The sequence below is a fragment of the Micromonospora sp. CNZ295 genome (genome assembly GCF_004217535.1).
This window is the reverse complement of the sequence record NZ_SHKZ01000001.1, coordinates 3,558,715-3,572,933: the sequence shown is the minus strand read 5'-3', so window position 1 is coordinate 3,572,933 and position 14,219 is coordinate 3,558,715. Positions and strand designations below refer to the sequence as shown.

General features: G+C 74.2%; 14 protein-coding genes. 4 read left to right on the top strand and 10 right to left on the bottom strand.

The window, feature by feature from the left end; all coding sequences use genetic code 11:
- The first annotated feature begins 11 nt into the window (after positions 1 to 11).
- Together EV376_RS16860 and EV376_RS16855 are read left to right on the top strand one after the other, a co-directional pair.
- Positions 12 to 596, top strand: a complete 585-nt coding sequence (locus EV376_RS16860; RefSeq protein WP_486482663.1) for an NUDIX hydrolase — start codon at positions 12 to 14, stop codon at positions 594 to 596.
- A 31-nt stretch (positions 597 to 627) separates the two neighbouring features.
- The gene (locus EV376_RS16855; protein ID WP_130324365.1) at positions 628 to 1,854 is read left to right on the top strand and encodes a serpin family protein; all 1,227 of its coding nucleotides are present in this window, start codon (positions 628 to 630) and stop codon (positions 1,852 to 1,854) included.
- A 7-nt stretch (positions 1,855 to 1,861) separates the two neighbouring features.
- Here the strand turns inward: EV376_RS16855 and EV376_RS16850 are convergent, their stop codons facing one another.
- From EV376_RS16850 to EV376_RS16835, 4 genes are read right to left on the bottom strand one after another with little or no spacing between them, the layout of a single operon-like run.
- Positions 1,862 to 2,263, bottom strand: coding sequence for a DUF2267 domain-containing protein (locus EV376_RS16850; protein WP_130324363.1), 402 nt, complete (start codon positions 2,261 to 2,263; stop codon positions 1,862 to 1,864).
- A 37-nt stretch (positions 2,264 to 2,300) separates the two neighbouring features.
- Complete coding sequence (locus EV376_RS16845; protein WP_486482662.1) at positions 2,301 to 3,650, bottom strand: trehalase domain-containing protein; 1,350 nt, start codon at positions 3,648 to 3,650, stop codon at positions 2,301 to 2,303.
- Positions 3,647 to 4,465, bottom strand: coding sequence for a sugar phosphate isomerase/epimerase family protein (locus tag EV376_RS16840; RefSeq protein ID WP_130324361.1), 819 nt, complete (start codon positions 4,463 to 4,465; stop codon positions 3,647 to 3,649). The genes EV376_RS16845 and EV376_RS16840 overlap by 4 nt, the downstream gene beginning before the upstream one ends.
- On the bottom strand, positions 4,462 to 5,505 hold the full coding sequence (locus EV376_RS16835) for a zinc-binding dehydrogenase (protein WP_130324359.1): 1,044 nt from the start codon (positions 5,503 to 5,505) through the stop codon (positions 4,462 to 4,464). Before EV376_RS16835 ends, EV376_RS16840 begins: the two co-directional genes overlap by 4 nt.
- Before the next feature lie 201 nt (positions 5,506 to 5,706).
- On the opposite strand from EV376_RS16835, the gene EV376_RS16830 reads away from it, so the two are divergent.
- Entirely contained in the window at positions 5,707 to 6,312 is a 606-nt protein-coding gene (locus tag EV376_RS16830) for a class I SAM-dependent methyltransferase (RefSeq protein ID WP_130324357.1), read from the top strand.
- A 9-nt stretch (positions 6,313 to 6,321) separates the two neighbouring features.
- On the opposite strand, the gene eccB is transcribed toward EV376_RS16830, so the two are convergent.
- The 6 genes from eccB to EV376_RS16800 form a co-directional block, all read right to left on the bottom strand.
- A complete protein-coding gene (gene eccB, locus EV376_RS16825; RefSeq protein WP_486482661.1) occupies positions 6,322 to 7,656 on the bottom strand; it encodes a type VII secretion protein EccB in 1,335 nt (444 codons plus the stop codon).
- A 162-nt stretch (positions 7,657 to 7,818) separates the two neighbouring features.
- Positions 7,819 to 9,096 carry an MFS transporter gene (locus tag EV376_RS16820; RefSeq protein WP_207228180.1) on the bottom strand — a complete coding sequence of 426 codons (1,278 nt, stop codon included), beginning with the start codon at positions 9,094 to 9,096 and terminating at the stop codon, positions 7,819 to 7,821.
- A 90-nt stretch (positions 9,097 to 9,186) separates the two neighbouring features.
- The gene (locus EV376_RS16815; RefSeq protein WP_130324355.1) at positions 9,187 to 10,572 is read right to left on the bottom strand and encodes an MBL fold metallo-hydrolase; all 1,386 of its coding nucleotides are present in this window, start codon (positions 10,570 to 10,572) and stop codon (positions 9,187 to 9,189) included.
- Positions 10,573 to 10,828: 256 nt separating this feature from the next.
- Positions 10,829 to 11,221, bottom strand: a complete 393-nt coding sequence (locus EV376_RS16810) for a DUF302 domain-containing protein (RefSeq protein ID WP_130324353.1) — start codon at positions 11,219 to 11,221, stop codon at positions 10,829 to 10,831.
- A 259-nt stretch (positions 11,222 to 11,480) separates the two neighbouring features.
- Positions 11,481 to 11,747, bottom strand: coding sequence for a metal-sensitive transcriptional regulator (locus EV376_RS16805; RefSeq protein WP_130328698.1), 267 nt, complete (start codon positions 11,745 to 11,747; stop codon positions 11,481 to 11,483).
- A 76-nt stretch (positions 11,748 to 11,823) separates the two neighbouring features.
- Entirely contained in the window at positions 11,824 to 12,648 is an 825-nt protein-coding gene (locus EV376_RS16800) for a GntR family transcriptional regulator (RefSeq protein ID WP_130324351.1), read from the bottom strand.
- Between the two features lie 171 nt (positions 12,649 to 12,819).
- Here EV376_RS16800 and EV376_RS16795 point away from each other — a divergent pair, with 171 nt between their 5' ends.
- Positions 12,820 to 14,154, top strand: coding sequence for an MBL fold metallo-hydrolase (locus tag EV376_RS16795; RefSeq protein ID WP_130324349.1), 1,335 nt, complete (start codon positions 12,820 to 12,822; stop codon positions 14,152 to 14,154).
- The last annotated feature ends 65 nt before the right edge of the window (positions 14,155 to 14,219 follow it).

Sequence of the window (14,219 nt, the reverse complement as noted above, 5' to 3'; positions counted from 1 at the left end):
GGAGGAGCCGGGTGGACGCGAGTCCCGGCACCGGCCATGATCGGCACCATGACCGTTTCCACCCGCGGGGGCCGGGCATCGTGATCGAACTGCCGGATGACTACCCGGTGGTCGAGCGTCGCGCGGTACGCCTGGTCGTGCTCGACGCCGCCGGGCGGGTGCTGCTGTTCCACACCCGCGACCCCGAGCATCCCGGCCTCGGCACCTGGTGGGAGCTGCCCGGCGGCGGGATGGACCCGGGCGAGACGTACCGGGACACCGCGATCCGCGAGCTGCGCGAGGAGACCGGCATCGTGGTCGACCCCGCGCTGATCGGCGCGCCCACCTGGCGCCGGCGGGCCAGCTTCCGGCACCGCCAGCGCCGGCACCTGCAGGACGAGGTGATCATGGCGGTCCGGCTGGACCGGCCGGGCCCGGACGTCGACGAGACGGACCGGCTGGACTACGAGCGGGAGGACTACTTCGGCTTCCGGTGGTGGCCGGTGGCCGAGGTGGTGACCGGCCGCGACCGCTTCTACCCGGGGCGGCTGCCGGAGCTGCTGGCCGCCTTCCTCGCCGGGGACGAGATCGACGAGCCGTTCGAACTCTGGTCGTGACGCGACCGCCCGCAGCGGGCAGAGTGGACCGATGACCGACATCCCCGCCTGCGTCGCCCGCTACGCCCACCGCCTGCACACCACCGCCGGCGGCGGGCACCACGTCGCCTCCCCGCTGGGGGCCTGGCTGCTGCTGGCCCTGGTCGCGCCCGCCGCCACCGGCGCCACCCGGGCCGGGCTGGAGGAGGTCCTCGGCACCGACGCGGAGGCCGCCGCCGACGCCGCCCGGGCACTGCTGGCCGCACCGCACCCGCTGGTGGGCGCCGCGACCGCCCTCTGGCAGGACGCCGCCCTCGACACGCCCGGCCTCGCCGCCTGGCGGGCCGGCCTGCCGCCGTCGACGCGGACCGGTCCCCTGCCCGACCAGGCCACCGCCGACGCGTGGGCGCGCGAGCACAGCCTCGGGCTCATCGAGACGTTCCCGCTGACCCTGACGCCGGACGTGCTGCTGGTGCTGGCCAGCGCGCTGGCGACCCGGGTGTCCTGGGTGGACCCGTTCGAGGTCGCCGACGCGAGCGCACTCGGCCCGGGCAGCGCGTGGTCCGGCCGGCTACGGCGGGTGCTGCGCACGCCCCCGTCCGGCCATCGGGCCTGGATCGCCGCCGGCCCGGCGGGGGACGTGGTCGGGCACGCCGCGCCGGCCCGTCCCGCCGGGGAGGACGGGCCGGGGCTGCTCGTCGTGTCGGTGGCGGCGGCGCCCGACGTGGCGCCCGGGGAGGTGCTCGCGGCGGCCCACGAGCAGGCGCTGCGCGCAGCCGGCGGGCACGAGGACCGGCGGTCCCTCTACGACCTGCCGCTGGGCGACGCCCCGCTGTGGACTCTGCGGGAGGAGACGGCGCACACGTTCGAGACCCGCGAGGAGCGGGTGACGGCGGTGCTGCCCTGCTGGTCGGCGGAGAGCCGGCACGACCTGTCCCCGGCCGGGCTCGGGTTCGCCGCCGCCGCGGACGCCGTACGCGACCTCCTACGCCGGCCGGACCTTCCGTTCGACGCCGTGCAGTCCGCTGCCGCCCGCTACGGCCGGTACGGCTTCGAGGCCGCCGCCGTCGCCGGGTTCGCCGTGGCGACGGGCCTGCCGCCGGAGCGGGTACGGCGCACCGCCGAACTGCGCTTCGCCCACCCGTACGCGGTCGTCGCCGTCGCCACCGACGAACGGTCCGGCGGGCCGTGGCACGGCCTGCCGGTCTTCTCCGCGTGGGTGGCCGAGCCCGAGGAGCTGCCCGAGGCCGACCTCGCGGACCCGTCCGAGGCCTGGTAGCGCGCGCTCACCAGTCGGGCGGGCGCGGGATCGGCTGGGTCATGCCGTCGAAGTCGCGGGGCAGCTGCGCCACCATGTCGTGGAACTCGTCGACGGTCACCGCCTCGCGCAGGGTGGCGAACACGGCCGCCGTGCCGAGCCGGGCGGTCTCGTCGTCCACGCCGGCCCGCTCGCCGACCCGGCGCAGGAACTCGACCGGGCCGATGGCCGGCGGCGGGCCGCTCGCGGTGCCGGGCTCGGCGAGGTAGTCGCCCGCCTCGTCCGGAAGGTGCCCGGCCAGGTCGGCGGCCTCCCCGCCGGTCATCCGCTCCACCATCGTCTGCAGCACGGCGCGGGAGAGGGTCGCGGCCTGGTTGGTCGGCAGTCCCGCGCGGCGGGCCACCGCGTCGACGAAGAGGGGAAACCGCACGGCGCGGCTTACCCGCGCCGGGCCGCCGCAAACGGCGTCAGTCCTCCTCGGCGAGGACGTCGAGCAGGAGCGCGGCGGTCCAGCCGAACGCCGGTGACCCGAGCCCGGCGCCGGTGTCCGGGTGGAAGTACTCGTGGCAGCCCGCCCGCGCCACCAGGTCGATCATCGACCGGCGCAGGCCGGCCGCCAGATCCGCCCGGCCGTGCGTCACCAGGCCACGGCGCAGCAGCCAGGCGAGGTTCAGCCAGCTCGGGCCGCGCCAGTACCGCAGCGGCTCGAAGTCCGGCGCGGTCCGGTCGTGGCTGGGCAGCGGGCGCTCCATGCGGGCACCGAGCCCGAACCGGGGCGAGCACGCCCCGGCGAGCACCGTGGCCACCGGCCGGGCCGGCAGGCCGGGCAGGACCAGCGGCAGCAGCCCGAGCGCCGTGCGGGCCGGCAGCAGGCGCCCGGTGCGCAGGTCACGCGGGTGGAACAGGCCGGTCGCCGGGTCGTACAGCCGGTCGACGACGGCCTCGGTGATCGCGGCGGCCCGCTCCCGGTGCCGGCCGGGGTCGCCGCCGACGACCTCGGCGATGTGCGCGAGGGCGTGCTCCGCACCGCCCCGGGCCGCGTTGAACAGCGGGCACTCCACCAGGAACGGGTGCCGGTCGGCGAGTCGGCCGTCCCGGTACCGCACCTCCCGGTAGGCGGCGACGATCGCGACGTACCGCGCGTAGTCCAGGTCGGTGGGGCGGTGCGCGGCGTCGGCGTGGGCGGTGTCGTGCCGGCGGTACGCGCGCATGACGGCCGCGTCGGCCCGTACCGCCGCCAGCGGGGCGTCCCAGGCCGGGCTGTTGTCCAACCCGGACTCCCAGGGGTGGACGATGCACGCGAGCCCGCCGCCGCCGACGTCCCGGAGCGCCGCCAGGTACCGCTGCTGGGCGACCAGCCGCGGGTAGAGCCGGCGCAGGGCCGCGCGGGCCGCCTGGGACGGGGCGCGCCGGTACGCGAGCCACGCGGCGAGCGCGTGCACCGGCGGCTGGACCAGGCCGGACGTGGCGGTGTCCGGCGCCCCGTCGGTGCACGCCGAGGCCCAGAACTCGGGCCCGGGAAAGTACGACCCGGCGCGCCGGGCCGGGTTGAACACGATGTGCGGCACCCGCCCGTCCGCCCACTGAACGCGGAACAGGCTGGCCAGTTCCCGCCAGGCGCGCGCGGGCCGGACGTGGGACCAGCCGATCGCGGTGAACGCCGAGTCCCAGCTCCACTGGTGCGGGTAGAGGGTGCGCGAGGGCACGGTGTGGTCGTGTTCCCAGTTCCGGTCGAGCGTGGCGACGGCGACCGCCCGGAGGACCCGGGGGTCGGCCCCGGCCGCCACGCCCGATCCGGAGGCGTTCCCGGCGCTCACGCCGCCGTCCGTCCCGGCTGGGCGCGGCGCACCACGGTGGCGGCCTGTTGCAGCGCCCGGACGGGGTCGCCGCGCAGGCGGCACTCGACGGCCAGCCAGCCGGCGTAGCCGATCTCGTGCAGGGTACGCAGCAGCGCCGGCCAGTTCAGGTGGCCCGCGCCCGGCTGGTGCCGGTTGGAGTCGCTGATCTGCACGTGCCCGAGGTACGGCGCGACCGCGTGCAGGGCCGCGTGGACGTCGTCCTCCTCGATGTTCATGTGGAACGTGTCGGCGACCACCCGTACCGAGGGCAGTCCGACGGCGGCGCACAGCCGGGCCGCGTCGTCGAGCCGGTTGACCATGTGGTCCTCGTACCGGTTGAGCGGTTCGAGGAAGAGGGTGACCCCCGCGGCCCGGGCGTGTTCGCCCAGCTCGCCCAGGGCGTCCAGGAGCACCTGCCGGTCGCCGGCCGGGGACCGGGGCGGTTCGAACGGCGGCAGCCGGCGGGAGAACATGCCCCACGCGGCCGGCGTCATGGCCCCGACGCCGCCGAGCTCGGCGATCACCGACAGCTGGGAGCGGAGGTTGCGGACGGCGTCGCGGGACCGCTCGGGGTCGAAGTCGCCGATGAAGTGGTCCATCTCCACGCACACGGTGGGCAGGACCACGCCGGCGGCGCGGGCCCGGCGCAGTTCGGGCAGCCGGCGCGCGAAGGCGAGGTCGCCGCGCCCCCGCAGCTCGATGCCCTGGTAGCCGAGCGCGGTGGCGAGGGCGTACTTGCGGATCAGGTCGTCGCCCGGCAGGAGTTGCTCCTGGCAGGCCAGCGGGATGGTCATCGTCGGAACCTCAGGACTACTTGGAGGACGTCTCCGTCACCGCGGTCGAGCAGCGCGAGCGCGTCGGCCACCGCGCCCGCGTCGACGACGTGGCTCACCAGTGGCAGCGGGTCGACGCTGCCCTCGGCCACCAGGTCCATGAAGGTGTGTGCGACCCGCGCACCCGTCCACCGGCCGGCCAGGCCGGGCGCCGGGGTCGGCCCGGACACCTGGGCCGCCACCAGCTGGATGCGGTTGTGGTGGAACTCCTCCCCGAGGCCGAGCCCGTCGGCCTGCCCCTGGTAGAAGCCGGCGGCCACGACGCGGCCGGCGTGGGTGGTGGCGCGGATCGCCTCGTGCAGCGCCGGGTACGCCCCGGACAGCTCCAGGCAGACGTCGGCGCCGCGGCCGTCGGTGGCCGTGCGGAGAACCGCCGCGGCCGACTCGGTGGTGGCGTCGACGGCGAGTCGGGCGCCGTGGCGGGTGGCGTGCGCCAGGCGGGTCGGCACCCGGTCGACAGCGGCCACCCGGGCGCCGGAGAGCACCGCGAGCCGGGTGGCGAGCAGCCCGATGACGCCCTGCCCGAAGATGCCCACCCAGTCCCCCAGGTGCAGGTCGCCGGCGAGGACGGCGGTGAGCGCGACCGCGCCGGGCCGGGCGAAGACGGCGGCGAGGGGGTCGAGCCCGGCGGGGAGCGGGTGCACCGCGCCGGCGGCCACGACGGCCTCGGCCCGGTGCCCCCAGATGCCCCAGACCACCTGCCCGGGCCTGCGGCCGGTGACGTCGCCGGCCACCTCGACGATCTCACCGACCTCCTCGTAGCCGAAGCCGACCAGCGGGTACGGCACGGCGGTCTGCCGGGGGACGAACATCCGCGTGCCGTCGTCCCAGTCCTTGCTGAGGCGGGGATTGCTGCCCCGGTAGAGGGTGAGCTCGGTGCCCGCAGAGATGCCGGAGTAGCAGGTGCGGACGCGGACCTGACCGGGACCGAGCGGATCCGGGGGGCAGGGCTGGAGACTGATCTGTCGCGGCCCGGCCAGCGAGACAACCCAGTTGACCATGAGTCACATCCCGGTAGCACTGGGCTCCATCGTAGGCAAAAAATACTTATATGTCGCGTAATTGATCACGATGCGGGTGAATCTATAATATGTCTCGCGACTCCCCCGCGATCTTGCGCTTACCGCCCCGACACAAGCCGTAAAGCTCGCAGAACGAGGGCCGGCAGTGCAAGATCGCGAGGGGTGGTTACGGTCAGGTGCATGGGGAAGCCGACGCGTTGGGTGACCGAGACCGGGCCTGAGCACTCGCAGTGGTACATCGACCGGTTCCGGCGGCTCGCCGCCGAGGGCGCGGACCTCGCCGGGGAGGCCCGGCTCGTGGACGCGCTGGTGGCGCCGGGCTCGCGGATCCTCGACGCCGGCTGCGGCACCGGGCGGGTGGGCGCGGCGCTGGCCGCGCGCGGCCACACCGTGGTGGGTGTCGACGCCGACCCGGCCCTGATCGAGGCGGCCCGGGCCGACCACCCCGGTCCCCGCTGGCTCGTCGCCGACCTGGCCGAGCTGGACCTGGCCGCCGCCGGCGTTCCGGAACCGTTCGACGCGGCGGTGGTGGCCGGCAACGTGATGGCCTTCGTCGCGCCGGGCACCGAGGCGGAGGTGCTCCGCCGGGTCGCCACGCACCTGCGACCCGACGGTGTGGTGGCGGTCGGCTTCGGCCTCGACCGGGGCTACCGGCTGGCCGACTTCGACGACGACACGGCCGCCGCCGGGTTGCGCCGCGAGCACCGCTTCGCGACCTGGGACCTGCGCCCGTGGCGCGAGGACAGCGGCTTCGCCGTCACCCTGCTGCGCCGCCCCGCTGAGTGAGCGTCCCGGTCACGCCGGAGTCGCGACCACCCGGGCGGCGTCCGGGTCGAGGGTGGCGCCCGGCGGCACCAGGCTGACCAGGCTCGCCGGCAACCGGACCGGACGCACGTCGCGGTAACCGAGCATGCCGAGCACCTCGGCCCCGGCGAGCACGTACCGGCGGCCGAGGTCGGTGACCACGCAGATCGCGCCGCCGGTCGCGCCCGGCGCGGCGACCGCCTCGACCACCGCGCCGCGCCCGGGTTCCACCACGACGTGATCGGCGAGCACGCCGCCGACCGCCGCCGGTGACCCGGACCGCGGTGCGGCGGCCAGGTCGGGCAGCCGTACGCCGTGCCGGACATCGGCCACCCCGCCGTCCTCGCCGACCCGGGCGCAGAGCCCGTCCTCCGGCGCGGCCAGCGGAGGCGGCACGGCCGGCGGGGCCGCCGGCCCGGTCGGCGTCAGGTCGACCACCTTGGGCAGCGCCGCGAAGCGGCCCAGCGTGATCGGCTCGGGCTCCCGTTGGCCGGTGCTGGCCAGCAGCAGGCCGGCCTGGAGTTCGGTGATCCCCGCCAGGCCGTCGCGCAGCGCGACCGCGTACTGCCGGCCGCCGCCGGAGTTGCGCACCAGGTAGACGTCGCCGACCCGGGCGCCGGGCACCCGGGCCGAGGGCTGCCCCTCGCCGGGCAGGGCCGGCGGCTTCAGGTCGACCCCGACCGGCAGCGCGTGCAGCAGGGCGGGCGCCGCCGGGACGGCCCGCGCGCGGGTGGCCGCGAGCGCGGCGAGCACCCGGTCGGGGTCGCGGATCGCGTGGCGGCGCTGCCGCCAGACCAGGTGCAGCCCGCCGTCGGGATGGCGCAGCAGCAGCCCCTCGTCGCCGAGCGGGCGGCCGCCGGGGACGTCCACGCCGATCAGCACGGCGGACCGGGCCTCGGGCCGGACACCGTCCCCGCCGGTCACCGAGCAGACCGTCCACGGGGCGGTGGAGAGCGCCGTCGGCCCGGGCAGCGAATCCGGCGCGTCGGCGATGCCGAGCGGCAGCCCGCGCGGCACCCCGGTGATGGACCGCCGGGAGACCAGCACGGTCTTCGGCCGTTCCGACCCGATGATGAGCAGCGCCGAGGCGTAGTTGAGCACCGGGTGCAGCTTCTCGTCCCGGTAGACGAACCGGGCGCCGGACTCCTTCTCCACGATCACCGCCGCCTCGTCTCGCCATTTGCTCCCGCCGCCGGCGAACAACCCGTACAGCGCGAAGCCGCCGAGGATGATCGCCGCCACCAGGGCGCTGGCCAGGCCGGCGCCGGCCAGCCGCCGGAACGGCGACTGCGCCGGGTCCGTCTCCCGCATCACCAGCGCGGCCACCGCCCGCTAAACGGTGAACTGGTACGAGTGCAGCTGGTCCTGCCGCGACGGCATCGGATTCCTTCCGGTGACGGGCCCGGCGGACAGGATAGCGTTCCGTCGATGTACCGACGACCCTGCGTCGCGGGCGGGCGGTCGCATCCCGAGTGGCGGCCGGCCGTCTCACTCCGCCGGGACCGGCCGGGCGTCGGTTCCCCGGGTGCCGCGCGGGTGCGTCTCGTACATCCGCATCGCCACGAGCAGGCCGGAGACGGCGGTGACCACGGCCACGGTCCAGGTCGCGCCGCGGATGCCGACGAGGTCGGCGACGACCCCGGCCGTCAGGGCGCCCACCGCGAAGCCGCCGTCGCGCCAGAGCCGGTAGACCCCGACGGCGCGGGCCCGCCAGGCCGGATGTGCCACGTCACCGATCGCCGCGAGCAGGGTGGGGTACACCATGGCGGTGCCCGCACCGAGCAGGGCGACCGCTACGGCCCAACCCTCGAACGTCTCCGCGCCCGCCACGAGACCGAGCGCCCCGGCCTGGGTGAACATGCCGCTGACGATGAGCGGCTTGCGTCCGATCCGGTCGGACAGCGGGCCGGTCAGGATCTGGCCGAAACCCCAGACTGCCGGGTAGATGGCCGCCAGGAGCCCGATCCGGGGCAGCGAGAGGTGTGCGGCGGCGAACAGGACGGGAAACAGGCCCCAGGCGAGCCCGTCATTGAGGTTGTTGACGAGACCGGCCTGGCTCGCCGAGGCGAGGGCGGGTTCCCGCCAGCTGACCAGACCGAGGATCTTCCGGGTGGCGAGGCCGGCGTGCGCCACCCGGGTCGACGCCTCGTGGTGAGCGTGCCCCCGGGTCTCCTTGACGACCAGGAGCGACAGGCCCAGGCCGAGGGCGACGTAGGCGGCGCCGAGCAGGAACGGCGCGGGGCGCAGGCCGTAACGCTCGGCCAACGCGCCGCTCGCCAGCGCGGTGACCGCCACCGCGAGGTAACCGGCAGCCTCGTTCAGTCCCATCGCGAGGCCCCGGCGACGCGGACCTGCCAGGTCGATCTTCATGATGACCGTGGTCGACCAGGTCAGGCCCTGGTTGACCCCGAGCAGGACGTTGGCCGCCACCACCCAGCTCCAGTTCGGCGCCCAGATCAGCAGCAGGGGTACGGGAATGCCCACCAGCCAGCCGGCCAGCAGCACAGGGCGCCGGCCGTACCGGTCGGACAGGGTGCCGGCGAAGAAGTTCGTCACGGCCTTGGTGGCGCCGAACGCGAGGATGTAGGTCAGTGCGGCCGTGTACGCGGCGAGGCGGAACTCCTGCTCGCCCAGGAGCGGCAGGACCGTGCGCTCGGTTCCCAGCAGCCCGCCGACGAGCGCGTTGACCGCGACGAGGAGGAGGAACTGGGCGGCGTTCGCCCGCAGGCCGAGTCGCGGCCCGGCGGCCGACGCGTTCAGTACCACGGTGCTCTCCGATCTCTAACCGCTCCGATCAGCAGGCAGGTGACCGAGGGCGACAGCCCTCGGTCACCTGCCTGCTCTCGTCCACCCGCCTCAGGCGGCGGCGTGGTCCAGGCTGCTCTGCCAGGCGCCGTACCCGCCCAGCAGGTCGGAGACATCCGCCCGGCCGGAGCTACGCAGAAGGCTCGCCGCCACGGACGAGCGGTAGCCGCCCGCGCAGTGCACCACGACCGGCCGGTCGGCCGGCACCTCGTCGAGGCGGCGCGGCAGCTCGGCCAGTGGGATGTGGAGGGAGCCCTCGACCGTCCCCTGTTCCCGCTCGCCGGCGTTGCGCACGTCGAGGACCACCGGCGGCTCGGGCCGATCCAGGGTCTCGCGCAGTTCGGTGGCGGTCACCCGGCTGGCCCGGGCGATGTCCATGACCATCTCCCGGAACGCGCCCTCCGGCTCGCGCAGGTAGCCCACAACCCGGTCGAAGCCGATCCGGGCGAGGCGTACGACGACCTCCTCCTCCCGGTCCTGCGGAGCGACCACGAGGAGCCGGCGGTCCGGTGTGAGCACGCTGCCCGCGGTCTCGGCGAACCGGCCGTCGGCCGGGACGTTGATCGACCCCCGCACGTGCCCGGTGGCGAACTCCTGCGGGTCGCGGGCGTCCACCACCGCCGCGCCCTGCGCCCGGGCCTCGACGAACTCGGCGACGCCCAGCGGGCGCGGTGCGCCGGTGTGGTCGAACAGCTCCCGGGCCTTGCGGTTGAGCACCGCGTCGAAGGCGAAGTAGCTGGGTGCCGACGGTTGCCCGGCGGTCACCAGGGCGAGGAACTGCTCCTCGCTCATCGGTGAGCAGGCGTAGTTGGTGCGGCGCTGCTCGCCGATCGTGGACTGCCGCTCGGTGGAGAGGTTCTTGCCGCAGGCGGAACCGGCTCCGTGGGCCGGGAAGACCCGCACCTCGTCGGGCAGGCCCATCAGCTTGCGCTGCACGCTGTCGTAGAGCATCCGACCCAGCTCGTCGGCGGTGGCGCCGAGCGAGGCGAGCAGGTCCGGGCGGCCGACGTCACCGATGAACAGGGCGTCACCGGTCAGCACGCCGTACGGCACGGGGTCGTCGGCGTGCTCGTACACCAGCAGGCTGATGGATTCCGGGGTGTGGCCCGGGGTCTCCATGATCTCCAGCGTGACGTCGCCGAGGCTGATCCGCTCGCCGTCGGCGAGCTTGCGGATCGGGTACTCGGTCTCGGCCCGCTGCCCGTAGCCGATCCAGGCGCCGGTGGCGGCGGCGACCTCCAGGTGGCCGGCGAGGAAGTCGGCGTGGAAGTGGGTGTTGACGACGCCCTCGATGGTCAGTCCCCGCGCCCGGGCGTCGGCCAGGTACTCATCGATGTCGCGGCGCGGGTCGACGAGCACGGCCCGTCCGCTCGCGTCGTCCGCGACGAGGTACGACGCCTGGGACAGGCAGTCCAGGTAGTACTGCGTGAACAACATGTACCGCACTCCTTCGCTGTGCTGGGTGGCGATGCACCTACTGTAGCGCATACCCCGGGGGGTATGTCCCCCGCCCAAAAATGCCGTGCTTGCGGGATTTTCGGCGGCGTCAGGCGGGCACGCCCCGCGCCAGGGGACGGCCACTGCGCACACCCATCCGCCGGTACCGCCCGTGACGGAGCACGCGTCGACGCCGGCGCGCACCAGAAACCGCGCCGCGGCGAGGGGGCCGGCCGCCGCCCGCCCCGGTCATCTGTCAGCCGGACAGTTCACCCAGGGCGGCGCTCAGCCGCCGGGTCGCCTCGTCGGCCACCGCCCGCAACTCGTCCGCCTCGCTCAACCGCACCATCACCTGCGGGTCCAGCGCCTCCACCACCGTGGCGTCGGGCCCGTCGGCACGAACCACGACATTGCACGGCAGGAGCAGGCCGACGCTCCGGTCGGCCTCCAGCGCCCGGTGCGCCAAGGGCGGGTTGCAGGCGCCGAGGATGACGTACTCCTCGACCTCGACCCCGAGCTTCTCCCGCAGCGTCGCCCGCATGTCGATCTCGGTCAACACGCCGAAGCCCTGGGCCTTCAGCGCGGCACGGACCCGCTCGACGGTCGGGCCGAATGCGGCCGACAGTCGGACCTTCATCGCGTAACCCATCTCCGCTCCCCTCTTGCTGAGATGGTGCCGGTCACGGGCGACCGACACCCGGTGATCCGCCGTTTCGCCGCCTCGTCAGGCCAGGCCGCGCAGCATGCCGTGCCAGCACAGCGGCGGCAGGCCGTACCGCTTGAGCAGCCACATGTCGTCGCGCGGCTGGCAGGTGTCAAGGAACGGGAAGCTCATCTCCCGCGGCGAGAGGGGCAGCCGCGCAGTGAATCCTGTCGGTGGCGAGCAGGCGGCGCAGGCGTGGGACTGGTCACGCGAGCGAGAGGAACAGCTTCTCCATCTGCTCGAGATTGGCCTTCTGATCCTCGCCGTGGGCACCGCTCACGCACTGCTGCAGCCCGCTAGCGATGATCTTGAAGCCGGCCCGGTCCAGGGCACGGGAGACCGCCGCCAACTGGGTGACCACCTCGGCGCAGTCTCGACCGTCTTCGAGCATCCCGATGACGCCCCGGATCTGGCCCTCGGCGCGGCGAAGCCGCTTAATCACGTCGCCGACCGCATTCTCGTCGACCTGCATCTCCAACCCCTCTCCATCTTTCCAGCTCAAGGGTACACCGGGGGGTATAGCTCGCGGCATGCCAAGATCATCTATCCTAATACCCCAGGGGGTATGCGGATCCCATCGGGACGGAGCCGAGCGGGGAGCCGTCGGCGACAGCCATCTGGTATGCGGTGTGGGGAGCCCACTTGGCCACGATGCTGAAGCGGTCGCCGCGCACGAGCGTCTCACGCCACTCGACCGGATCACCGTTGACCGAGCCGATCCGGTCGATGGCCAGCAGCGCCACGTCTCGGCCCAGGCCGAGTAGGCGGCGTTGATCCGCGGCGGGGGCCACGGCATGGATCCGCTCCTGACCTCCAGTGATCCGTACGCCGCCAAGCTTGGCGAGCTCGGCGTAGACCCCCGTCGCGGTCAGGTCCGCGCCCAGCAGCGGCCGCGCGAGCGAGGCCAGCAGCCAGGTGCGGTCCAAGGCCAGTGGCTGCTCGTCGGCGTAGCGGAGTCGTTCGAGGTACACGAACTCGGTGTCGGGGTCGATGCCGAGCCGGGTCGCGACCGCCGGATCCAGGCGCACCTCCCGGGCGAGCACCTCGCTGCGCTGGCGCATGCCGCGGGCCTCGACCTCGCTGAACAGCGAGTACAACGCACCGAGTGGCTGCTCGATGCGGGCCGTCCGCACGTCGGTGCGTCGTCCGCGCCCGGATTCGAGGAAGCCGGCCTGGCGCAGGCGCCGCAGCGCCTCGCGCACGGTGTGCCGGCTCACGGCGTACTCGTCAGCCAGCTGGTGCTCGCCGGGGAACGCCCGGCCGAACGCGCGGGCCCCCAGGCGCCGCAGGAGGTCGTCGTACAGCTGCGCCCAGAGCGGGAGCGGGCTGCTGCGGTCAAGGGGACGCGCTCTGTCCTGGTCAGCCACGGGCACCTAGCCATTTTCACACGACTTGTCTGGTTGACCGGACAAGCCTAGCGGGCGGGCCGCAGGGCTGGGATGGCGGTCGCGGGCACACCGTTTGCAGTTGTCCGTTCATTCGTACATACTCGAACTCGATTACCCCCGGGGGTATATGCCGGGGGTCCGAGAGGAGGGGTAACCGTGGATCTCGTGTCATTCCGCACGCCGGGCCTCGGCGACCAGACGTACCTGCTGACCCACGCGGGGAAGGGCGTCCTGGTCGACCCGCAACGTGACATCGACCGCTTCCTGCACGAAGCTGCCGAACGCGACGTCGAGTTGCGGTTCGTGCTGGAGACCCACCTGCACAACGACTACGTCTCCGGGGGCGAACAGGCGGCGCTGCGCACCGGCGCCGAGCTGGTGCTGCCGGCGGCGGCTGCTGCGGCCTATCCGCACACGGCCGCGTTCCATCTCGAGGACATCAAGGCCGAGGGCCTGACGATCCGCCCGATCCACACCCCCGGCCACACGCCGGAACACACCAGTTACCTGGTCCTCATCGACGGGGAGCCGGTGGCGGTGTTCTCCGGCGGCAGTCTGCTGGTCGCCTCCGCTGGTCGACCGGACCTGCTGGGCCCCGCCCGTGCCCGCACGCTGGCGAAGTTGCAGTACGGCTCGCTGCACCGGCTGGCGGGCCTGCCCCGCGACATCGCCCTGCTTCCGACCCACGGTGAGGGCTCGTTCTGCACCGCCACCGGCGCCGGCCGTTACACCTCCACCATCGGGGAGGAACTCGAGAGCAACCCACTGCTGGGCGTCGGCGACGTGGAGCAGTTCGCCGACCGGCTGCTCGCCGAGCCGATGCCGATTCCGGCGTTCTACCAGTACATGGGTCCGGCGAACACGCTGGGCGTGCCGCCGATGCCCGAGCTGACCGTGCCCGAGATCGGCCTGACGGACCTGTCCGATCAGCCGGAGGGGACGCAGCTGCTCGACGTTCGGCCGCGCTCGGTGCAGGCCGCTGGTCTCCTGCCGGGCTCGGTCGGGATCGAGGTGGCCGACGACTTCGGCAGCTGGGCCGGCTGGCTACTGCCGTACCAGGCGCCCATCGTGCTGGTGGCCGAGCCGGGCCAGGACCTCACCGAGCCGGTCACCCAGCTGGCCCAGATCGGCATCGACAGCGTCCGCGGTGTGGTCCGCGACCTGGGCGAAGCCGCGACCGACCAGTTCGAACTGGTCGACGTTCGCACCTTCGTCGATCGGCTGGCCGACCCCGCCGCCCAGGTGCTCGACGTGCGGATGCCCAACGAACGCGCGGCCGTGCGGCTGGACGCGGCGGTGGAACGCTTCCTGCCCGACCTGGTCACCGAGGGCGTCCCCGCCGAGATCGATCCGGAGCGTCCGGTGCTGATCGCCTGCGGCAGCGGTCGACGCGCCGCCATCGCCGCCACTCTGCTGGCCCGTGCGGGCTACCGGCCCGTCGTGCTGACCGGTGCCGGCGTCGCCGACGTGGCCGCCGCCCGCGCCGCCTGACCATCTCGTCAACCACCGGCGGGGTGGCCTGCACCACCCCGCCGGGCCACCACCCGACAACTCAC